Annotated in this window: 18 protein-coding genes, 1 tRNA gene and 1 riboswitch; of the genes, 18 read left to right on the forward strand and 1 reads right to left on the reverse strand. The window is 47.8% G+C overall.

Annotation, left to right across the window (positions count from 1 at the left end):
• Positions 1 to 45: 45 nt before the first annotated feature.
• Both J0X21_RS08095 and J0X21_RS08100 read left to right on the forward strand, forming a co-directional pair.
• Positions 46 to 132 (forward strand) — tRNA-Leu (locus J0X21_RS08095).
• 182 nt (positions 133 to 314) lie between these two features.
• Positions 315 to 755, forward strand: coding sequence for a GNAT family N-acetyltransferase (locus J0X21_RS08100; protein WP_206811688.1), 441 nt, complete (start codon positions 315 to 317; stop codon positions 753 to 755).
• A 4-nt stretch (positions 756 to 759) separates the two neighbouring features.
• Here J0X21_RS08100 and kamA read toward each other — a convergent pair whose 3' ends face one another.
• Positions 760 to 2,010 (reverse strand): lysine 2,3-aminomutase, encoded by a 1,251-nt coding sequence (gene kamA / locus J0X21_RS08105; RefSeq protein WP_206811689.1) that lies wholly within the window; start codon positions 2,008 to 2,010, stop codon positions 760 to 762.
• Positions 2,011 to 2,224: 214 nt separating this feature from the next.
• Positions 2,225 to 2,325, forward strand: a riboswitch (purine riboswitch).
• A 71-nt stretch (positions 2,326 to 2,396) separates the two neighbouring features.
• On the opposite strand from kamA, the gene J0X21_RS08110 reads away from it, so the two are divergent.
• The 16 genes from J0X21_RS08110 to J0X21_RS08185 all read left to right on the forward strand — a co-directional run bounded on the left by J0X21_RS08110 (position 2,397) and on the right by J0X21_RS08185 (position 22,676).
• On the forward strand, positions 2,397 to 3,242 hold the full coding sequence (locus J0X21_RS08110; protein ID WP_206811690.1) for an FAD binding domain-containing protein: 846 nt from the start codon (positions 2,397 to 2,399) through the stop codon (positions 3,240 to 3,242).
• Entirely contained in the window at positions 3,229 to 3,696 is a 468-nt protein-coding gene (locus tag J0X21_RS08115) for a (2Fe-2S)-binding protein (RefSeq protein WP_206811691.1), read from the forward strand. The genes J0X21_RS08110 and J0X21_RS08115 overlap by 14 nt, the downstream gene beginning before the upstream one ends.
• Positions 3,693 to 4,958, forward strand: coding sequence for a xanthine dehydrogenase family protein molybdopterin-binding subunit (locus J0X21_RS15910; protein WP_206811692.1), 1,266 nt, complete (start codon positions 3,693 to 3,695; stop codon positions 4,956 to 4,958). Before J0X21_RS08115 ends, J0X21_RS15910 begins: the two co-directional genes overlap by 4 nt.
• Complete coding sequence (locus J0X21_RS15915; RefSeq protein WP_206811693.1) at positions 4,955 to 5,956, forward strand: xanthine dehydrogenase family protein molybdopterin-binding subunit; 1,002 nt, start codon at positions 4,955 to 4,957, stop codon at positions 5,954 to 5,956. Before J0X21_RS15910 ends, J0X21_RS15915 begins: the two co-directional genes overlap by 4 nt.
• 154 nt (positions 5,957 to 6,110) lie before the next feature.
• Positions 6,111 to 7,457 carry an NCS2 family permease gene (locus J0X21_RS08130; protein ID WP_206811694.1) on the forward strand — a complete coding sequence of 449 codons (1,347 nt, stop codon included), beginning with the start codon at positions 6,111 to 6,113 and terminating at the stop codon, positions 7,455 to 7,457.
• Positions 7,458 to 7,581: 124 nt separating this feature from the next.
• Entirely contained in the window at positions 7,582 to 8,910 is a 1,329-nt protein-coding gene (locus J0X21_RS08135; RefSeq protein WP_206811695.1) for a 5'-deoxyadenosine deaminase, read from the forward strand.
• A gap of 33 nt (positions 8,911 to 8,943) precedes the next feature.
• On the forward strand, positions 8,944 to 10,698 hold the full coding sequence (gene ade / locus J0X21_RS08140; RefSeq protein WP_206811696.1) for an adenine deaminase: 1,755 nt from the start codon (positions 8,944 to 8,946) through the stop codon (positions 10,696 to 10,698).
• Positions 10,699 to 10,770: 72 nt separating this feature from the next.
• Positions 10,771 to 11,403 (forward strand): cyclodeaminase/cyclohydrolase family protein, encoded by a 633-nt coding sequence (locus J0X21_RS08145; protein WP_206811697.1) that lies wholly within the window; start codon positions 10,771 to 10,773, stop codon positions 11,401 to 11,403.
• A gap of 41 nt (positions 11,404 to 11,444) precedes the next feature.
• Positions 11,445 to 12,227, forward strand: coding sequence for a selenium cofactor biosynthesis protein YqeC (gene yqeC / locus J0X21_RS08150; RefSeq protein ID WP_206811698.1), 783 nt, complete (start codon positions 11,445 to 11,447; stop codon positions 12,225 to 12,227).
• 240 nt (positions 12,228 to 12,467) lie between these two features.
• Complete coding sequence (locus J0X21_RS08155; protein ID WP_206811699.1) at positions 12,468 to 13,745, forward strand: phenylacetate--CoA ligase family protein; 1,278 nt, start codon at positions 12,468 to 12,470, stop codon at positions 13,743 to 13,745.
• Between the two features lie 676 nt (positions 13,746 to 14,421).
• Positions 14,422 to 16,494: a sigma 54-interacting transcriptional regulator gene (locus J0X21_RS08160; RefSeq protein ID WP_206811700.1), complete on the forward strand. Its 2,073-nt coding sequence runs from the start codon at positions 14,422 to 14,424 to the stop codon at positions 16,492 to 16,494.
• Positions 16,495 to 16,763: 269 nt separating this feature from the next.
• On the forward strand, positions 16,764 to 16,946 hold the full coding sequence (locus tag J0X21_RS08165) for a benzylsuccinate synthase gamma subunit family protein (protein ID WP_206811701.1): 183 nt from the start codon (positions 16,764 to 16,766) through the stop codon (positions 16,944 to 16,946).
• Between the two features lie 23 nt (positions 16,947 to 16,969).
• On the forward strand, positions 16,970 to 19,564 hold the full coding sequence (locus tag J0X21_RS08170; protein ID WP_206811702.1) for a pyruvate formate lyase family protein: 2,595 nt from the start codon (positions 16,970 to 16,972) through the stop codon (positions 19,562 to 19,564).
• Positions 19,565 to 19,652: 88 nt separating this feature from the next.
• Positions 19,653 to 19,871, forward strand: coding sequence for a benzylsuccinate synthase beta subunit family protein (locus tag J0X21_RS08175; protein WP_206811703.1), 219 nt, complete (start codon positions 19,653 to 19,655; stop codon positions 19,869 to 19,871).
• Between the two features lie 138 nt (positions 19,872 to 20,009).
• Positions 20,010 to 20,876, forward strand: a complete 867-nt coding sequence (locus J0X21_RS08180) for an AAA family ATPase (protein WP_206811704.1) — start codon at positions 20,010 to 20,012, stop codon at positions 20,874 to 20,876.
• 102 nt (positions 20,877 to 20,978) lie between these two features.
• Positions 20,979 to 22,676 carry a vWA domain-containing protein gene (locus tag J0X21_RS08185; protein WP_206811705.1) on the forward strand — a complete coding sequence of 566 codons (1,698 nt, stop codon included), beginning with the start codon at positions 20,979 to 20,981 and terminating at the stop codon, positions 22,674 to 22,676.
• Positions 22,677 to 22,708: the final 32 nt, after the last annotated feature.

Here is a 22,708-nt window from a genome sequence, read left to right on the forward strand (position 1 = left end):
TGGGTTGACAAACTTATTAGGATTTCATATAATAAATTTTGTCACGCGGTCGTGGCGGAACTGGCAGACGCGCTAGATTCAGGTTCTAGTGGGGGCAACTCCGTGGAGGTTCAAGTCCTCTCGACCGCACCACATCGAGGTTTGAGGTTAGTTTAGCGTTGGTACACGCTGGACTAGCCTTTTTTTGTATGTGAGTGGATCAAAATTTTCACAATATTCAGGATAAAAGGGGCTTCTGTATGATAATCAAGTACTATATAATTTAAGAGGCCTATATATTTGGGTAACGGAATAATAGGGAAGGATGAACATAAATGATTCAAGAAATACCGGCTGCCAAATTAGATGAGGTTGTCGAGTTTATTAGAAAACATTGGACTGAGCTGAGCAAACGCCCGCAGGCCAAGCCGGAAGAGCTTGACTTGGCCTCTTGGAGAGAGCGTTGGCGGGAAAAGCGGGTTCTGGCATACCGGGGGTCCGATGCCAAGATTTATGCTTTATTAACCCTGGATAAGGTGGAACAGGAAATATGGCTTGACCATTTGTTTGTAGAGGAGGCATACAGGGGCCAAGGAATAGGGATAAGGTTTTTACAAATCGTAGAGACCTTTGCTAAGGCGTGGAATTCCAAACGCATTATCTTACGCGGGCGGGAAGAACAAGCGAACTACTTGCCGTATTTCGAACGCAGAGGGTATGTGTTCCATTGTCCCATGGAAGCTAAAGGACAGATTACGGTTGAAAAAAGGCTTTAGGGCTTTAGTTATCGCCGGTTTTGCGCTTGTGCCGTTCGAGCTCTGACGGCTCTAAGGTCATGCTCTGATGACCTAAGAGCTTGGCTACCCCGACAGGTTTTTGTTCGTTTTGGCAATACTCACACCGGCATTTTTCTTCTAAAACATTGGGCTCGTCATAAACTGTGCTGACTCCTTCATAGTTGCGCAGAACGACCCGGTGGGCCCCCATGGAAATAAGGTATTGCGGTGAGAGCGGGATTTTACCGCCTCCCCCGGGGGCATCGAGCACATAAGTCGGAATGGCGAGTCCACTGGTATGGCCGCGTAGGCTTTCCATAATTTCGATCCCTTTGGCGACAGAGGTTCGAAAATGTTCGATCCCGGTAGACAGATCACACTGGTATAAATAGTAGGGACGGACTCTGTTTTTGACTAATTCTTGGACGAGCTTCTTCATAATATTAGGGCAGTCATTAATTCCGCGCAGGAGGACGGATTGGTTCCCGAGCGGGATGCCGGCGTCCGCCAAGCGGGCTAAGGCAGCACGGGCTTCCGGAGTGAGTTCGCGGGGGTGATTAAAGTGAGTGTTAACCCAGAGAGGATGATATTTTTTCAGCATGTCTACAAGGGGCTGGGTAATACGCATAGGGAGCACAACCGGAACCCGGGTGCCGAGCCGGATAATTTCGACGTGGGGTATGGAGCGTAAAGAAGACAGGATATGTTCTACGCGTTCATCGGATAAGGTTAAGGGATCTCCCCCTGAAACCAGGACATCACGGACCTGAGGTGTTGCCCGGATGTAGGCTAATGCTTGTTCTAACTGTGCCTCCGGCAGAGGGTGGTCCGTCTGACCGGCCAGCCGTCTGCGGGTACAGTGGCGGCAGTACATGGAACACTGGTCTGTTACCAGGAGCAATACTCTATCCGGGTAGCGATGGGTTAGCCCGGGAACAGGAGCATCCATATCCTCATGTAAAGGGTCGTTTAAATCAAATTCTCCGACGTGCAGTTCAGCAGAAGTCGGTATAGCCTGTTTGCGGATAGGGCAATTTGGATCCGACGGGTCGATTAGAGACGCATAATAGGGAGTGATCGCCATCCGTAAGGACCGGAGGCAGTGATTAATTCCTGTTTCTTCTTCGGGGGTGAGCGGGATTATGTGCTTAAGTTGGTCTGATGTAGTGATCCGGTGAGCAATTTGCCATTGCCAGTTGTTCCAATCTGCCTCGGAGACACTTGACCATTCCGGGATTTCAGGATGCAGACGCATGCAGTCACCTCATTTCTTTTTACGTGGGAGAATAGCGAGAAAAAATTTTCTGAAGACTTATAGATTAATAGCAGGAAATATTGATTTTAAAGCGAATTAAGATTTAAAAGCGAATTAAGGAGTATACTTCGTCAAGATAAACCATAGATATTCAGTGAATATCATTTAATCATTTGATTATTATTTTTTGTACTTGTTTTAGGTATGTTCCATAATTTAATATGTTTGTCACCCTCATATATACTTGGTAATTGGGCCAAGAGTTTCTACCGGATGACCGCAAATTATCCGACTATGAGAGTATAACCTTTGTGTTTGCTTTCTGGTTGGTGCGGTTCTCCGGTTTTCTATTTTAGTGTATGATCTTTTGAAGCGGAGGTGTAAGAATGGATTATTTCCGGCCATTAAGTATCGAAGAAGCGCTTGGACTTGCCCAACAACCCGGCCGATTGTTTCTAGCCGGGGGAACCGATCTCAGCTTGCACATGAGAGAAGGTAGAATAAATCCTCTTGGCCTGATTGATTTAGGAAAAATTGCGGAACTTAAAGAAATACGGCTTGAAGGAGAATGGTTGGAAATAGGCAGTATGACTACGTTTTATGATTTGGGACAGAGTGACTTGATCCGGAAGCAGGCCAAGGCGTTATGGCAGGCCTGTCAAACCATGGGTTCCCCCCAGATTAGGCACCAAGCCACCATCGGCGGTAACTTGGGCAACTGCTCTCCGGCTGCGGACGGCTTGCCTCCTCTTTTAGCCTTGGGGGCTGAAGTTGAGCTTGTGTCTGCACGGGGAAGAGAGCGGGTGCTTCTGGCAGACTTGCTGAAGCGGACACCGCTGCTTGAATCCGGAACACTGATTAAGGGATTTTTGATTCCGCTTCAGGGTTGGGACAGCGGCTTTGCCAAGCTTGGCCGCCGCCAGGCTCTGGCTATAGCCCGCCTTAGCACTGCTTTTGCCTTAAAAAGGCAGGATGGGGTGGCGTTAGAGGTAAGAGCCGCTTTCGGTGCGGTCGGACGTAGGGCTTTTCTAAGTGAGCCGCTAGCCCAAAGTCTCAGTGGGCGTGTCCTAAACGAATCATGGCTGGAGGATGCCGTGAAGGGTTCACAGAATGCGGTGGCAGAGGCTTTGGGCTCAAGAGCATCTGCACCGTATAAACGGGTCGCGGTAGGCGGAGTGGTGCGTCAGGCCTTGAAAACCATGTTGGGAGGAGGGAATCATGATGGAGATTAAACTGGAAGTCAACCGGAAGCACTATATCCTGGATGTGACTGAAGATGAACGATTGCTTGATGTGTTGCGTAACCGGCTGGGACTGACGGGAACCAAAGAAGGTTGCGGAGAAGGAGAATGCGGTGCTTGTACCGTGATCATGGACGGAAAGACGGTAAATTCCTGCCTGGTGTTGGCCGGTCAGGCGGATGGACGCAGGATCACGACCATTGAAGGGGTTGGCTCCCGGCGTTCTCCTCACCCTGTACAGAAAGCCCTGGTGGAAGTAGGGGCGGTTCAATGCGGTTTTTGCACTCCGGGTATGGTGCTCTCAGCCAAAGCCCTGCTCGATCAGAATCCCAAGCCCACGGATGACGAGATTGCAGTGGGCATGTCGGGCAACCTCTGCCGCTGCACCGGCTACGATAAAATCCTGCGTGCCGTGCGCAAAGCCTCCGAGGAGGTGGCAGAATGACTCAGGTGATTGGAAACGGGAGTATTCGGGAAGATGCCTGGGGTAAAGTGTTTGGAGAGAGTAAATACCCGGCTGATTTCAATCGGCCGGACCAAATCTATGGGGTGGTTATCCGCAGCACCCAAGCCCATGCCCGTATTCGCAGTATAAATGTGGACAAGGCCCGTCTTCCCGGAGTGATAACCATTCTTACTGCCGAAGATATGGTGTATAATAGGCATGGCGTTTTATTCCGGGACCAACCGGTGTTAGCTGAGGAGCGGGTGCGCATGATCGGTGACCCGGTGGCAGCCATTGGGGCGGAAAGTTTAGCGGCCGCCAAACAAGCCGCTGCCTTGGTTGAGATTGATTATGAACCCTTGCCTGCGATTTTTGATCCGGAAGAGGGTATGAAGCCGTCCGCTTTGCCCTTGCATCCGGAGTTATTTCCGGATACAAATATTCTTTATCATTTGCCGATTCGACGCGGGAATATGGATGAAGGCTGGACCCAGGCGGAGGTGGTCGTGGAGCGGGAATACAGCACGCAAATGGTGGATCACGCGTTCCTGCAGCCGGAAGCTGTCTTGGCCTATATCGATGAACGGGGGCATGTGGTTGTACAGGTTGCCACCCAATATGCTCATTATGATCGGGGTGAGATTGCCCATGCCCTTGGGCTTAAGAACAGCAAGGTGCAAGTGAAAACGACAACGGTTGGAGGAGCGTTTGGCGGGAGGGAAGACATTTCCTTGCAGATTATTGCAGCCATGATGGCTTGGAAAACCATGCGCCCGGTTAAGTTTGAAAACACACGGAACGAGTCTTTTTATTCCCATTCCAAACGCCATCCCATGAAGATGTACTATAAAACAGGTGCGGCCAAGGATGGACGCTTAGTTGCCCTTGAAGCTAAAATTATCGGGGATGCGGGGGCGTATACTTCCTGGAGTCCGAATATTTTACGCAAAGCTGCAGTGCACGCAACCGGGCCGTATGAGATTCCTCATGTGAAAATAGATAGTTACGCCGTTTACACCAATAATCCGTATACCGGGGCTATGCGCGGGTTTGGCGCGGCTCAGCCAGTGGTGGCCTATGAAAGTCAAATGGATCTATTGGCGAAAGAACTGGGGATTTCTCAGGTAGAGATCCGGATGCGCAACCTCTTAAAGGTGGGAAGCACAACCGCCACCGGCCAGGTGCTGACCGAAAGCGTGGGAGCGGAGGCTTGCCTGAAGGCAGTGCTCCCTTATCTGACGGGTAAGGAGGGGCGGGTATGAAAAAACGCGGCGTTGGGATCGGGTGCACGTGGTATGGAACCGGGTATGGCAATGGCTTTCCGGATGTTTCCAGTGCTTTCCTGGAGATTCATGATGACGGTTCGGCCACGGTATTAACCGGAGCCATTGATGTGGGCCAGGGGAGCAGTACGGTTTATGCCCAGATTGTGGCTGAAGAATTAGGACTGAAACCGGAAGATATCACGGTGGTTACCGGGGACACAGATGTTGCTCCGGATTCAGGCACTACGGCTGCCACCCGGCAGACGTATAACACCGGGAATGCAGTACTCAGGGCGGTGCGTCAAGCGAAGGGAAAGCTTCAGGCCTACGCGGCCCGGACTTTTTCCTGCACCACCCCGGAGGGAATTGAACTGAAAGACGGGTATATCGGAGTCAAAGGTGACCCGTCCCGCCGCATGCCGCTGGGAGAAATGGTCAGCACGGCCCGCCTTCAAGGTGAGCGCTTTATTAGTGCGGAAAGCTTTACGGCTCAGACCACCCCGGTTAATATGGAAAACGGGCAAGGGGCTCCCTATTGGCCCTATGCCTTTGGCTGTCAAGCGGCGGAAGTTGAAGTGGATACGGAAACAGGAATCGTGCGTGTTTTAAAAATCGTGGCCGCCCATGATGTCGGAAAAGCCATTAATCCCACTCAGGTGGAAGGACAAATTGCCGGAGGAGTTGCCCAAGGATTAGGGTATGCTTTGCTGGAACAGGTGGAGCTTAAAGAAGGGAAGATTCAAAACCCGGCATTGTCCAGTTATTTAATTCCTACGGCCTTGGATGTGCCTGAAATAGAAAGCATCATCATCGAAGAAACGGAAAGCAGCGGTCCGTACGGGGCAAAAGGCTTGGGTGAACCGGCCATGCTGCCGGTCGTAGCGGCGGTCATTAATGCCATCGATGATGCTGTAGGAGTCCGAATTACTTCTTTGCCGGCGACACCGGAAAAAATTCTGGCGGCCCTGGCAGAGAAAGAACCGGAAAGGAGGTGACGATTGGTTAGCGAGTAAAGTTCTCCTGGTTTGGTAATAATTGTTTAGAAAGCGAAATTATCTTTAGGAAATGTGGAACCAAGTAGAAAAGGACACCATTCGTGGAAAAATTTAAGCATTTATTCCAGGGCTAAAAAATCAGGGAGGGTTGTGTATGTCAGCTGCTCAAAGTTCTAACGGTTTATTAGAACGGATATTCCATTTAAGCGAGTACAAAACAAATCCGCGCAAGGAAATCTTAGCCGGTGTGACCACCTTTGTGACCATGGCCTATATTCTCTTTGTCAATCCTAACATCTTAAAAGATGCAGGAATGCCGGTGAACGCGACGTTTGCCGCGACCGCAATCTCAGCAGCAGTGGCGACCTTAATCATGGGGCTTTATGCCAACTATCCGATTGCGCTTGCCCCCGGCATGGGTTTGAATGCTTTCTTCACGTACGCCGTGGTCTTGGGAATGGGCTTATCCTGGCAGACAGCTTTGGGTGCGGTCTTTATTTCGGGGGTCGTTTTCTTCTTAATGACCGTAACCAGGGTTCGGGAATGGATCATTGAGGGTGTGCCCCAGGTCTTAAGATTATCCATTGGGGTCGGTATCGGGCTCTTTATCGCCTTTATCGGGTTAAAAAATGCCGGGATTGTGGTTGCAGACCAAGCGACTTTCGTAAAATTGGGCAACATGAAAGATCCGGGAGTGTTAGTGGCAGTTTTCGGCCTGATTGTTACCGGCTGGCTTATGGCCAAAAAGGTTAAAGGCGGTCTTTTAATCGGGATTTTTGCTACGACGATTGTGAGCATGATCTTTGGAGTCTCTCCAAGACCAACCGGAATCTCCAGTATCATCTCCCCTACCAATCCGGTAGCGGCGGTCGCACCGACATTCATGCAGCTGGATATTTGGGGAGCGCTCCATTATGGCCTAATCTCAATTCTCTTTGCTTTCACTTTTGTCGATCTCTTTGACAACATTGGAACGCTGCTCGGGGTCTCCCGTAAAGCCGGGTTGCTGGATGAAAAAGGGAACCTGCCCCGCGCCGGCAAGGCTTTAATGAGCGACTCAATCGGCACGATGTTCGGGTCAGTCATGGGAACTCCGACGGTTACGTCCTATATTGAGAGCGCCTCCGGAGTGGCTGAAGGCGGCAGGACAGGCCTGACAGCCGTTACCGTAGCCGTACTCTTTGCAATCTCCATCGTCTTCGCCCCGCTGGTTGGATTGATTCCGGGCCAGGCCACAGCACCGGTATTAATACTGGTAGGCGTATTGATGATGAGTGAAATCGTGCATGTGAAGTTTGATGACTTTACGGAGGCCTTCCCGGCTTTTATGACCGTAGTCATGATGCCGCTTACTTTCTCGATTGCCCAAGGTTTGGCCTTCGGTTTCATGTCCTATACCATCATTAAACTGGTCACCGGACGGCATAAAGAGAATAATCCTGTGACCTACACCTTGACAATTCTCTTTATAATCCACTTTATCCTCTCATCCGGTGCTTAATCTGACGTTCTTATTTGCGCTTTTTCTGTAGCTAAGTGCCGCTTGTCCTTGCGGGCAAGCGGCATTATTAAAGTGCGCCGCGCGTGGCAATTAACAACTGTATGAATGAAAGCGGGGGGTGGCTATGCGTACTTTATTTAAAAATGCGACCATTGTCACAATGAATGCAGAGCGCGAAGTAATCAAAGGTAATTTACTGGTGGACGGTTCCAAGATTGCCGCCATCGGGGATGTTGAAGACCCGGCCGCTCAGGTGATTGAGTTAAATGGGGACGTGTTGATTCCGGGCCTTATACAGACGCACATCCACCTGTGCCAGACCTTATTCCGCGGGCAAGCTGATGACCTCGAACTGTTGGATTGGCTCAAGCTCAAAATATGGCCTCTGGAAGGAGGGCATGATCCGGAATCTCTCTATGATTCTGCGCTCTTGGGAATCGGGGAACTGTTTTTAGGGGGAACGACCGCGATTGTGGATATGGAAACCGTTCATCATACGGAACACGCTTTTCAGGCTATACTGGACAGCGGCATGCGGGCAATTTCCGGCAAATGCATGATGGATGCGCCTGATGATGAGATCCCCCAAAGTTTGCACGAGTCGACAGACGCCTCTCTGCGGGAAAGCGTGGATTTATTTGAGAAATACCATGGTCAGGGGAATGGACGCTTAGAAGTTGCCTTTACCCCGCGTTTTGTCATATCCTGCACCGACCCGCTGCTGCAAGAGGTGGCGCGTCTGGCCCAAGAAAAAAAGGCCTTTGTGCATACCCATGCATCCGAGAACCGGGGAGAAATCGAAGTGGTGGAGCGGACCCGCAACCAGCGTAATATTGTGTTCTTAGAGAAAATGGGCTTGACCGGGCCTAATCTTATTTTGGCTCACTGTATCTGGCTGGATGACCGGGAGAAGGACATTCTGGTTCAAAGCCAGACCAGAGTGGCTCACTGCCCCTCATCCAACTTGAAGCTGGCTTCCGGAATTGCTCCTATTCCGGAACTGATGAGTCTCGGTGCTCAAGTATCACTGGGGGCGGATGGTGCACCCTGCAACAATAATTTAGATGCTTTCCGGGAGATGCGGCATGCGGCCCTCATTCAGAAACCTCTCCATGGACCGACCGCGATGCCGGCTCAAAAGGTGTTTGAGTTGGCCACCTTAGGCGGAGCGAGGGCGATAGGGCATGAGCATGACCTGGGCAGCCTTGAAGTTGGAAAGAAAGCGGATTTGGCAGTGGTAAGCCTGGATGGGCTCCATACCTGGCCCCATGAACAAGTTGATATTTATTCCCAGCTCGTATACCAAGCCCAGTCTTCGGATGTACGCCTGACCATGGTTGACGGCAAAATCGTGATGCAGGACCGGAAACTGAACACGATTGATGCTCCCCGCTTAAAGCAGAGCTCGACCCGTAGTTTGAAACGGGTTTTGCAAAGAGTAGGGTTAGACTAAACGAAAAGGGTAGTCAGAAGGGGTGTGGGAAGAATGCCCGGCTGGAATGAGAGAATGGACCAGGCCCGGGGTTTGGCCAAGATTGATCTGGTTTTGCGCCATGCCATGCTGGTTAATGTGCTTTCGGGCGAGATTCACCGCTCCGATATCGGGATTCACAAGGGACAGTTCGTAGGCATTGGCTCGTATACAAAAGCGGAGCAGGAGCTGGACCTTGAGGGAAAATATGTTGTACCCGGGTTAATCGATGGGCACGTGCATATCGAAAGCTCCCAGCTCTGTCCGGAAGAGTTCTGTTCCCTACTCCTGGCTCACGGAGTAACCGGCGCTGTGGTCGATCCGCACGAGATTGCCAACGTGCTGGGGGTTAAAGGGATAAGATATATTCTTAACAGTCTTGCCCCTCTTCCTTTTAACGGCTTTGTGGTGCTCCCTTCCTGTGTTCCGGCCACAGAACTTGAAACGTCCGGGGCCCGGCTGAGTGCGCGGGAACTCAAAGAGTTTGTGGGACACCCGCGCGTCATTGGTTTAGGGGAAGTTATGGATTATCCGAGTGTGCTCTCAGGTCAATCAGACATGGTGGCTAAACTTGAACTCCCCCTGCCCTTGAAAGACGGGCATGCTCCGGGAATTGCCGCAGAAGATCTGAATGCCTATTTCCTGGCCGGAATCGTAACGGAACATGAGTGTTCCACGGCCGCCGAAGCCAGGGAACGTTTGCGCCGCGGTTTTCGGCTGATGCTCCGGGAAGGAAGTGCCGCCAAGAATCTCTTGGATTTGCTCCCGGCCGTGAACAGTGAGAATGCCCAGCGCTGCCTGCTGGTGACCGATGACCGTCATCCTGCAGATCTTTTAATTGAAGGAAGCATAGACCACTTAGTGCGCCTGGCCATAAAAGCCGGGCAGCCGCCGGTAAGAGCGGTGCAGATGGCGACAATCAATGCGGCCCAAGCCATGGGACTTTCCGGACTAGGGGCTGTGGCTCCGGGTTATCAGGCGGATTTTGTGATCCTGAATGAGCTTGAGTCATTTGAAATTAGCGCGGTGTACTGGCGGGGACGAAGTGTGAGCGCAAATGGGAAAAGGCCCATATTCAAACATTACGGGTTAGAGGGCCTGACCGGGAGCGTGCATTTAGGGCCGTGGCATAGAGAAAAGCTGGAAATCAAGGTTCATTCTAAGCCGGCGCAATCCCAGGGACATTCATCAGTTGTCAGATGCAAAGTAAATGTCATTGGAATTCAAGCGCATTCCCTAGTGACCTCGGCCTTGACGGCGGAGCTGCCCGTACTTGAAAACGGATCTATCGTCCCTGATTCTGAACAAGATATCGCCAAGATCGCTGTACTTGAACGGCATCAGGCCAGCGGTCGTATCGGGATCGGGTTTATCAAAGGCTTAGGTTTAAAAATGGGGGCGGTCGCTTCAACCGTGGCCCACGATTCGCATAACCTGGTGGTTGCAGGCATGAGCGACCGGGAAATGGATTTGGCCCTACGGACAGTACTTGAGATGGGCGGCGGGTTGTGCCTGGTCGCCGGGGATAAAGTGATCGGCCAATTGCCTTTGCCCATTGCAGGACTCATGACGGACAAATCCCCGGAAGAAGTGGCTGCCCAGCTCGAACGGCTGCATGCCGCAGGGCACGATCTCGGGATGGCGTCAGATATTGACCCCTTTATGACCTTAGCTTTTATGTCCCTGCCGGTGATTCCGGAGTTGAAGCTCACCGATCTAGGGCTGGTAGATGTGAGCCGCGCGCGCATTATGTCGGTGGTTATCAACTAAGACTTGCTTTACTCACGGAAAAACTGATATAGTGGATAGCGGTAATAAGCATTCATAGAGGTGACAGGATTCATGAACTTAGTTGATCTCACATTAGAAGGATTTACAGAGGAAGTTGCGTCTTCTTCTCCGGCCCCGGGCGGAGGAAGTGTGGCGGCGTATGCCGGGAGCCAAGGGTATGCCTTGGTTGCGATGGTTTGCCGCTTAACCATCGGCAGGGAAAAATTTGCCGCAGTCGAAGGGGAGATGCGTGAGCTGCTCGACATTGCAGAAGACAAGGGAGAGCGCCTGTTATCCCTAGTCGATGAAGATACCCAGGGGTTTAAGGCGGTCATGGATGCCTTAAGCCTGCCCAAGTCGACGGATGAAGAGAAGGCAAAACGCCGGGAAGCCATGGAGAAGGCCACTTTTAAGGCTGCGGAAATCCCTCTGCAGACCGCCAAACTCTGTCTGGAAGGCTTGCGTGAAGTTCCTAAGCTGCTGGACGGGGCAAATCCCAATGCTTTAAGCGATATGGGTGTGGCAGCGCTCATGTTTAAAGCCGGTTTGGACGGAGCGCTATATAATGTGCGCATTAACGCCATCAGCCTTAAAACGGAATTGAATAAGAAAGACCTGCTCAATCTGGCAGACGCCTTTACTATGGAAGGTAATATTTTGGCCGCGGGAATTGCGCAAAAAGTAGCCGCCGGACTCACAGTATAATTAACGGAACAATAACCTCGATGAGGAGGAAGTGGAACCTTTTGATCCGAAGAGGCAGTCTGTGGGAAATGACCGGACACGCCAGGGTAATTACCCTTATAGGTGCCGGAGGGAAAACAACATCTCTGCAGCGCCTGGGACACGAAATTCAGACAAGCGGTCAGGAAGCTGTTCTCACGACCACGACCAAGGTGTGGCCTTTTCTTGAAGCCGACGTCTGGAGAAGCCCTGATCTACCCCCTCCGCGGGTGAATTCCACCGGTCTCTGGTTTTGGTATGCCCAAGAAGAAACTGAGAGCGGAAAGTGGCTGGGACCGGAAATTGGGATCATAGATCAAGCCCTGTCTGATTTTCTTCTTTATGAGGGCGGAAGCAGAGATAAAAACAGTAGCCGTGTGTGGGTCATCGAAGGAGACGGAGCTAAAGAGAAAAGCCTCAAATTCTGGGCTGGGCATGAGCCTCAAATCCCTTCCCGGACAGAGTGTGCTATCCTGGTTATGGACGGCAGTTTATGGGGTAAAAGACTTTCGGCTGCGGAGATGCACCGCCCTGAGTATGGCCGGGCCTTTCAAGGACGAGTCTTCGCTGCGGAATTCATAAGGGAATATCTTTTGACTTCACCCGCGTTTTCTCCGGGTTATGCCCACATGTCCTGGGTAATAGTACTCAATGAAAAGGGGCTGGGAGAATTAGTGGGACTCGGGGATCTTATAGAAAATGAGAATATAACCGGACTTTACCAAGCGCACCAAAGGCCAGGTCATTTGCGGCTGGCCGCTGGGGATTGCAGGAGCGGAGAAATGCGCTGGGCAGAGCTATGGTAGTGATAAAGAGTACTCCTAGACTTAGGGGTGCTTTTTTAGTGCCAAAGTTTAGCCGAATCTTACCGTTCACAGCTTGATTTCTGCATTTGGGGTTTAGTATTGAGTGATTAACCCGGTTTGAATTGATAAAACAGAAAATTCATAATAGTATTACCATAGAGAAAGGCGGTTTCTTATAGAGTACAGATAAATCGGGAATATCCGCTAGACGCCTGGGGGGCATTGATGGGAGGGTTATTCATGTCAACAGGAATCAAATTAAACTCCACTGCAGATTTAGAGACGATCCAGCTGCACAAATTGAATCAGATGTTGGTCCACGTTAGCCATTTTAACGGATTCTATCAGGAAAAATTAGAATCTGTATGTTTACCGCTTCGGTCTTTGGATGAGCTGCAAAAACTTCCTTTTACTACGAAAAAAGAGCTGGTGGCTGATCAGACGGACTATCCGCCGCTGGGACGCAATCATACGTATCAGGAGTCTCATTATGTCCGATATCATCAAACATCGGGGACAACCGGGAGACCTCTGAAAGTCTTAGATACCCAAGAAAGCTGGGACTGGTGGCGTGACTGCTGGGTAGAAGTCTTTAAGTCAGCGGGGGTCACTGCAGACGATCGGGTGTTTTTGGCATTTTCGTTTGGACCGTTTATAGGATTCTGGTCAGCCTATGAAGCTGCCAAGAAAATCGGAGCCCTGGTCATTCCAGGGGGCGGCCAGTCATCCCCAGACCGTTTAAATAGCATGATCGAAAATAAAGCATCCGTCTTATTATGCACCCCGAGTTACGCTCTGCATTTAGCGGAATTAGCCGCGGAACAACACTTAGATATAAAAAATTCCAGGATTCGCAGATTGATTCTGGCCGGTGAACCTGGCGGGTCTATTCCATCCGTCAGGGAACGTATTGAAAGCTCCTGGAATGCCAAGGTCTATGACCATGTGGGAATGACGGAAATGGGGGCTTACGGGTATTCGTGCTCTGCCCAAAACGGGATACATGTCAATGAAGCGGAATTCATTGCCGAAGTGATTGATCCCAATACCCTTGAACCGGTGGCTGAGGGCGAAAAAGGAGAACTCGTACTTACGAATCTAGGTCGTTTAGGGTATCCGTTGATTCGTTACCGGACTGGGGATTTAGTTCAAAAAACCAGTGAACCCTGTGACTGTGGCAATAGCTACCGCTTTTTCCCGGGAGGGATTGTCGGGCGGGCTGATGATATGGTGGTTATCCGCGGGATAAACATTTATCCGCAATCCCTTGAGGCCATTATAAGAGAGTTTTCGGAGATCACTGAATTTAGGATTGTGTATTTCACTGAGGAAGAAATGAATCAGGTCAAAGTGCAGATCGAGACCAATACCCAGGAACTAAAAAGACAGTTGGAGAAAACACTTCGCGAAAGACTTGGCCTTAGGATCGATGTCGAAATCGTTGAGGCCGGGTCATTGCCAAGGTTTGAGATGAAGTCCAGACGGGTTTTGGACGAGCGTTTAAGGAAAACGTCTTAAAAAACAAAGACTTGTAAAAATAGTAATTCTTTGAAGAATCATCTAAATGTTATTAGGCTCGGCTTAATAACATTTTCTTTTGCAAACTGGCCCTACAACATCCGTTTAAGACTCCATAAAAACGATTAAGGATTCTTTTCCTACTGTTAATAGGCTTTACCAACGCGTTTGTACAATCGACATGTTATGATTAAGTTTAATAAACAGTTTCTCTATAACTAACTAATTGCGATTGATTAAACTTAGAACACTCTCGGTTAAAAACCTTGACCCAAAATTAAAGGGATTTTCCAACTGTATTAGGGTTTTAACACCCACTTACCGTAACCAGGGTACAGCAACCCAGCAAAGGGCTCTTCTTAAAACGAATAGAATCAGGACTTAGGCCGCCATCTGGTTCAAGGATTGCTCGATCTCCGCTAAATCCTTTTTCTCGAAGTGTTTGTACCAAGCATCAACGTGTTGGAGAGCGGAGATTATAAAGGTCCTAAAATACCAATGCTTCGTACTGCGGACCCTCGCATCTTCGAGGGATTTGAGGGCAAAAACCGTTAAAAACCATCTTAATAATTGCTTTTGCTGGAGGAAAACCAATTTTAGTGTATCCCGCAAGGCAATAAAATAGCCCTCGGAAGATTATCCGAGAGCGTACAACTTAATCTTTGGAGGAATTAACATGAAAAGTAGAATAAAAGACTTTATGACCAGGAATGTAATTAAATTACATGTGGATGATACGATTAAAAAAGCAGCCGAAATAATGATCCAATACCGGATTGACGGGATGCCGGTGGTAGATCTTAATGATAAATTAATAGGCATCTTTACCAAGACCCACGCTTTACGGGCCATTGGGATGGATGCAAGGGTTACAGTTGGGCAATTAATGGAGAAAAATATAATTACAATTAGTGAAAATGCTTTACCAGAGGAAGCGTTAAATATTCCTGTCGGGAGGCTTCCCGTTGTTAATGAGAAAGGGGAGCTTGTCGGTATTATTACCACGACCGATATTATGGGAGCGTTTCGACGCCAACTGGAGTATGCGGTCGAGGAACTTAATGCAATCATCGACTCCGGACATAACGCCATCATTGCCATTGATAGCAGCCATAAAATTATGGTTATCAATAAATCCGCTGAAAAACTCATCGGGGTTCCCGTGGAAGAGGCCATTGGCAAAGCGGTTGAAGATATTATTCCTGACGTAAATCTTACCACTGTAATCTATAGCGGGGTAGCTGAGCCTATCCAGAAAATCGTGATCGGTAAAACCGTGTTATTGGTTTACAAAAACCCTATTATTAGCAGGGGCAAAATCATTGGTGCCATCGGAATCTTTCAGGATATTTCGGAGTTGGAACAGATTTCATACGAACTTAAAGTGGTTCAAGAAATGAATAATGAGTTGAATGCTATTCTGGATTTTTCCGCCGATGGCTTTGTCATCTCCAGCGGTCAAGGGGTCATTCTGAGAGATAATAAGTCAAGCCGGGCCATGCTTGGCATTAAAGAAGCAAGCATCGTCGGCAAGCACGTGACGTGGCTCATTGAAAACGGGTACACCTTTGAATCCCCGACCTTGAAAGTATTAGATAAAAAGGGGCCGGTCACGGTTATTCAGCACCTAAGTTCTGGCCGTGAAATCGTACATACCGGCACCCCGATTTTTGATGAGAATGGTAATATTTCTCGGGTCGTGGTGAACTTACGTGATTTATCGGAACTAAACTTTTTACGGGAACAACTGAGAGAAGCTCAAAGCTTATCAAGCAAATATTTTAATGAATTGGATAAGTTTCGAAAGGAACAACTGCGCAAAGAGGTTATCATACAAAGTGCGGTTATGGAGAAAAAACTTGAAACTGCCATTAAAGTAGCGCAGGTTGATTCAACGGTCTTACTCTTAGGGGAGTCCGGAGTAGGAAAAGAGCAAATCGCAGGGATTGTACACGGAGCCAGCAATCGTGCCAAAAATCCTTTTATCAAATTAAACTGTGCCTCCATTCCGCCAAATCTAATCGAATCCGAGCTTTTTGGATATGAAGGCGGTTCCTATACCGGTGCAAGCAAAGAGGGACGTCCCGGTTTGTTTGAAATCGCGGATGGAGGAACCTTGTTCTTGGACGAGATCGGGGAGTTGCCTTTTGATATGCAATCCAAACTCTTAAGAGTATTACAGGAGAAAGAAATTTACCGGGTAGGCGGACGCAAGCCTATCAAATTAGATGTACGCATTATCGCTGCGACCAATAGAGATTTGGAGCAAATGATCAAAGCGGGAAAATTCCGCCAGGATCTATTCTATCGCCTTAATGTCATATCGATCTTGATACCGCCGTTAAGAGATAGGAAAGAAGATATCCCTCCTCTTATCCATCACTTTCTTGAGAAATATAACCAGAAGTACAATAAACAAAAAAAGATATCTCCTCAATTATTGGAACGGTTTATCTATCACGAATGGAAAGGAAATATTAGGGAACTGGAAAACACGATCGAAAGATTGGTTGTACTTAGCCCAAGAGATTTAATCGATTTGGATTTTTTAATTGATGGAAACCAGGATAATTCAAACAAGGAACCGATGTCATTAAACCTAAAGGATGTTTTGGAGGAAACAGAAAAAAACTTGATTTTGCGTGTTTACGGGGAATGTGGAAGCACACGCAAAGCAGCTAAACTTTTAGGAATTGATCAATCAACAATTGTTAAAAAGATGAAACGCTATGCCCAAACTGATTCTTAGCGTAATCAGCGATGATGGTAGACATCACCTTTTGTAACTCAATAATAGTCAGAGTTTGAAAACGAGGGTACTTTACTGATGATATTTATCATCGAAATGTTTACAGAAAATTCAGAAAGGATGCCATATTGAGAATCGTCTCAAGATGGCACGATATTTGCAATATTCTAGTGTTACATTGTAAATCTTTCGCTGCTTTTTATCACGGGAGGTGATTGTGCTTAAGAAAGTATTGTAAATATATCCAAATTTAAGGGGGGTGCTAAGCAATGGCTAACTGTGCGCAATGTAAGTCTTTCTTTCCGATTCCGGAAGATGCTGATGATTTTGAGCCGGGTAAAGGTGACTGTGTCCGTGAAGAACAGGACGCAAAAGGTAAATGGTGGGAGTCAAAACCTGTTATGGGCGACAAAGTGGCAGATAAGTGCCCTAAATTTGCTCAGAAAAAATAAACAATTAGGGAGGTGACGGTAAAATGGCCACAAGGCATGAACCGCTCGAATACAAAGGCAAGGTTATTGAATTTCCATTTGAGAATTCAGCAGAGGAAAATATTCCAGATGAGGAACTTCATGAACATTTGGCGAAACCAACAACTGAGAGAACTAAAAGACTAAAAGCAAGATGCCGTTGGAAACACTCTGCTGGTGGCGAGTTTGTGGAAAAGGATGTAAAAGCAGGGATTGAACGCATGCAGTTGATCACTGAGGCTTATAAAAAAGACACAGGAAAGCCGCATGTGATCCGGAGAGCCAATTTATTGGCAAATCTTCTGAATAAATGTACGGTCATTGTCCAGGAAGATGAGCTTATTGTCGGTTTTAATGCTGAAAATCCGAACTATGTACCGCTTTATCCTGAGCAATCTTACATGGCTTGTATGGATTATATTTTAGACCCTAAAATTGCGCCTCAGCCGGTAGAAGAAGCAAGAGAACTAGCTGAGTTTTGGATTGAGCATTCTCTGCAAAAGAAATGTGAAACCTATTTTACTCAACATGAAATTAATGTTATGTACTCTATGAGTACATTGGAGACTCCTGGTTTTGCAACCGGTTTTAACAGCTGCGTTCCACCTTATGAGACTGTACTCGAGGATGGCTTGTTAAAAAGAATTGAGTTGGCACAGGAGCATATCAAGGAAGCGAAAGAAAAGCTTGCAGCACCTTATTGGAATGCTCCGGAAAGACTACAGCTTCTGCCTAAAATTGATCTTTGGGAATCCATGATTATAGCCTCTAAAGCGGTTATAGCGTGGGCCAGAAGACATGCCCGACTCTGCAGAATTATCGCTGAAAACTTTGAAACGAATCCCCAACGCAAAGAAGAACTTCTGATGATAGCCGATATTTGCCAACGCGTTCCTGCTGAACCGGCTAAAGGATTGCGGGATAGCATGCAGGCCAAGTGGTTTACCTTCTTGGTCGTACATGCGCTCGAACGCTACAGCAGCGGGTACGCTCATAAAGCAGACAAACTGCATTGGCCTTATTATAAAGCGAGTGTTGTTGACAAGAGCTTCCAGCCAATGACCCATGAAGATGCTGTAGAAATTTTTGAATGTGAACGTCTAAAAATCTCCGAGCATGCCCCCGGAAAATCCAGAGGGTATCGTGAAGTATTCCCGGGCTCGAATGACCTCTTCATTTTCACGCTGGGCGGACTGAATCAAGATGGCTCCGATGGCTGCAATGACTGCACAGACGCGATCTTGGAGGCTGCCAGAAATATCCGTACGACTGAGCCTTCCATTGCTTTTCGCTGGAATCCCAAAGGACGGCTGAAAACCAAACGCCTGGTCTTTGAATGCATCCGTGATGGATTGGGCTATCCCTCAATTAAACACGACATCGTAGGGACGCAACAAATGATGTATTTCTCCCAGTTTAGCAAAAACGGCAACGGTGCTACGATCGAAGAAGCACATGATTGGGCTAATGTACTTTGTATGTCGCCTGGTTTGGTTGGAAGAAGAAAGACCCAGAAGTCGAGGAGTGAGGGCGGCGGCTCTATCTTTCCGGCGAAGATTATGGAAATTACCCTTAATAATGGCTATGACTGGAGTTTCACCAACATGCAAGTGGGACTTGAAACCGGTCATGTGGAAGATTTCAAGACCTTTGAGGATGTATGGGAAGCTTTCCGTAAACAGTATCGCTGGGGCATGGATCTCATGATTAGGGCTAAGGATGTCTCAAGATATTGGGAAACCAGAATCCTTGAAAATCCGTTTCTTTCAGCAATCGATGACGGCTGTATGGAACTTGGAAGAGAGTCCATGGAGTTGTCGGAACAGCCTAATGGTTGGCATAACCCCATCACAACGGTGGTTGCGGCCAACTCTATGGTCGCCATTAAGAAATTGATTTTCGATGACAAGAAATACACCTTCGCTCAACTCAAAAAAGCTCTGCATAATAACTGGCAAGGGTATGAAGAAATGCGCAAGGACTTTTATAATGCTCCCAAATGGGGCAATGATGATCCGTACGCAGATGAGATTATCAAGAAGTTCTACGAAGACATTATTGCCGGGGAAATGAGAAAGATCACGAACTACTCCGGCGGTCCGGTGCTCCCAACCGGTCAAGCGATTGGCTTGTACATGGAAATTGGTGCCCGAACCGGTCCTACCCCGGATGGCCGTTACGGCGGTGATCCGGCTGATGATGGGGGAATCTCGCCTTACATCGGTACGGATAAGAAAGGCCCGACCGCGGTCTTACGTTCTGTTTCCAAAGTTAATTCATCCACGCAAAAGGCGAACCTTTTGAACCAGCGTCTGTCCGTTCCCATTATGCGGAGTGCTCAAGGGTTCAACATTTGGCTGGCATATATGAATACTTGGAGTGACTTAAATATTGACCATATTCAGTTTAATGTCGTAAGCAATGAGGAAATGAGAGCTGCTCAGAAAGAGCCGGAAAAACATGGGGATTTAATCGTACGTGTTGCCGGTTTCAGTGCTCGCTTCGTTGACTTGTCAACCTATGCTCAAAATACAATTATTGCTCGGACTGAGCAAGACTTCCAGCCCGCAGATCTACAATATCTGGGTGTTGAATTATAAGCAGGGGAAGCAAAGGGAGTACCTGCATGCCGGTACTCCCCTACCTGAAGCTAATCTTAAGTAAAACTACTGTTTAGGAGTGAATAAGATGGCAGGCAATTTGGATATTGTTGTTGAACAAGGTACTACTAAGGCTTGTTCAAGCTGCAAATGGGGCAGTCCTGACTTCGTTAATCCGTTAAAAGGTACCTGTATCGGGCACAAGAATCACTTGGGTGGTATTTGGAAAAGACTTATTCCGGATTATTATAATTGTACCTGTGGGAAATACGAAGAAGGAGAAGTTGATTTCAGAGAACACGTCTGAGTTGACTTTGTGTTAATAACATGTACTTCTTTAGAAGTACATGTTATTAACCTTAGATGCTTATTCTCTTAAGAGTTGACGTTAATTTGGAGACGAAAATAAACGCCAATAAAATATAGACTGGGGAGGTTCGCTGCTATGGCTCATGACATAAAGCCTATAAGTATAGCTGTTCCTAAGGTTGATCCGTATTTTTATATTGATAAAGAATTACGCGTAATTTTAGATAGAATGGAGAACCTTTCCAGACGCCACCCGGTAAACATTCTCATTACCGGGAAACAGGGCTGCGGCAAATCCTCTCTGGTTAGTCAATTCGGAGCGGTCTATAACCGTCCGACTGCCCATTTCCAAATTGGAATTTTATCTGAACCTGGACAATTGTTTGGTGAACAGACGTTGAAAGACGGGGAAACGAGCTACCGGCCCTATTTATTTCCGGAAGCCCTGCAGACCCCGGGTTGTGTGATTCATTTGGAAGAAATCAACCGTCCGGAAAACCCCAAGGCCTTAAACATGTTGTACTCGATTTTGGCCGAGGACAGGCAAATCTGGATGGATGAATTAGGGCTAATAAAGGTAGCTGACGGTGTGGTCTTTTTCGCTACCATGAATGAAGGCGAAGAATATATTGGGACGGAAATGCTTGATCCGGCGTTGCGAGACCGGTTTTATACTGTGTTGATGGATTATATTCCCCCGGAGGTGGAAGCAGAGGTTCTGGCGCAAAAGTCCGGAATCAACCGGGAAAAAGCACGGGAAATTGTCACAATTATTAATAAATTACGGGGGCATTCGGATTTCCCCATGGATGTTTCTACAAGAACAAGTTTAATGATTGCTGAACTCGTTGCTTTGGGAACAACAACCAGGGATGCCATTGTTTACAGCTTGCAAACCACCAAGGAACACTTGGAGTCTATTTTGCTTACACTCCACTTAGAGAACGGAAATGTAGAAAGCAAAGCAAGTGAATACATCCTATTTAATCAGAGCATTGCTTAGCAAAAATTTCCCATGCGCTTTGCGAGGCTAACCAGAAGTATATGTCTGAGGGCGCATAATGCAACTAAATAAGCATTCCTTTAAGTAAGGGGGATAGAGCCCATGACTTCGAAGACGAAAGATGTCATTGAACGGTTCTATATTGCAGGAGGGGAAGGAATATCCGATTATTGGCGTACGACGAAATCAGCGCTTGAAACGAAAGAATTAGCCAATTTGCTCATGTCCACCAGAAGGATTGCCAGCTATATTGGACCGAATGTCGGAACTGTAATTTGGAACGGGATGCGTTCCACTTCTGAGGATACAGATATTGCTCTTAATCCTGCATTGGTCATGGGCAGTTACCCCGTTCCCGGGCATAAGACGGATATGGCAATCGGTACGATGATTAGTAAAGCTTTAAATCAGACTGAATGGAGTCAGCGCGTCATTGATCAAACCTTTGTCAGATTTGCCCAACCTAAAGCTGATTTAAACTATAAGCTCAAAATGTTTCTAGAAATGGCAGAGCAGATTTACGCGGATATTGTTTCTAACCGTAGTGTGTTAGGCCTCTATACAGAAAAGGTGCGTCTTCATCAAATCGAGGAGGCCAGGAAGAATTTTATTCAGCCTCCATCATTTGCTGAACTGATGCATATCTGGTGGCTGATGGCCGGGGATAGAAGCGGAAGCAAATATCAACTGGAGTTCTCACCTGAGATCTATAGCGCCCGCGGGTATGACTTAGTGCAAGAATATAAGGCATCTCTTACCCTCTTGAATTCAATCGTGCGGGAACTGATCGATGAGTGTCCTAAGATCAGGAGCGTAACCGAACGCTGTTCTGTTCGGGTTGAGCTTTATTCAAGTATCTGGCGCGATATTGAAGGGATCACCCGCTTCTGGATAGCGGATCGGTTTGATCCTCTGAGACAAAAACAGAGTGAAAACAATGATATTTCGGAAGGACCGATTGAAGCGGTAAAGAGTCTCCAAGTCAAATTAGCCGAAGAAGTTGAAGCAAATTTGAGTGACGAGGTTTTTGATCTTACGGATGATATTAGTTCAATCTTAGGTGAGGACTCAGAAGTCGTCCCGGTTAAAGTCACGGATCATGTCATCCCTTTGGTTCAGTCCTTGGACCGTGAGCTGGTATATAAACTATATATTGCTCTACGCAACCATGCTAAAAAAAGAAATATTTACACGCGGGGACTGAAAAGTGGGAAACTGGATTCCCGCCGTCTGTATAGAGCCCCGATAAACGGGGAGATCTTCTGCTATAAGAAGCAAGAACTTGAAATGAATAGCGAGGTTGTGTTGCTGGTTGATGCGACCGGTTCTTTGGGCGGGCCCAAATGGAGATTGGTGCAAAGAATTTACCACGCCCTTTACGAGGCGGTAAAAAGCTTTAATAAAAATACCAGAATTTTTTGCTATTCCGAGGTTAGAGGGGAATGCACGCTCACGGAACTCACCCCTAAACACGGGATGCATCATACCGTGATTCCCCGAGGGAGGACTGCATCGGCCGAGGCCATTATCGCCACGGCTTTGATGCTGGAAAAAAGCGCCCGGCGACCGTTCATTATTCATCTGACAGACGGAGCATCCAATTGGGGCAATGAGGTTAAACACGCGATTAAATACTGTAAACGCAAAAAGATCAACCTCAAAACGCTCGGTTTTGGCTGCTCACCCAGCAATAAGACAGCCTTAAAAGAAGAATATGAAAATCAGGTTGTGTTTGTGGACGGCTTAAAGGAACTGCCAACGGAATTCGCCAGTTTATTGGCCAACACCACGTATCTATGATTGGAATATAAACGGAAACGGTCGCTTGAGTG

The sequence above is a fragment of the Paradesulfitobacterium ferrireducens genome, assembly GCF_017310645.1.
GTDB classification, from domain to species: Bacteria; Bacillota; Desulfitobacteriia; order Desulfitobacteriales; family Desulfitobacteriaceae; genus Paradesulfitobacterium; species Paradesulfitobacterium ferrireducens.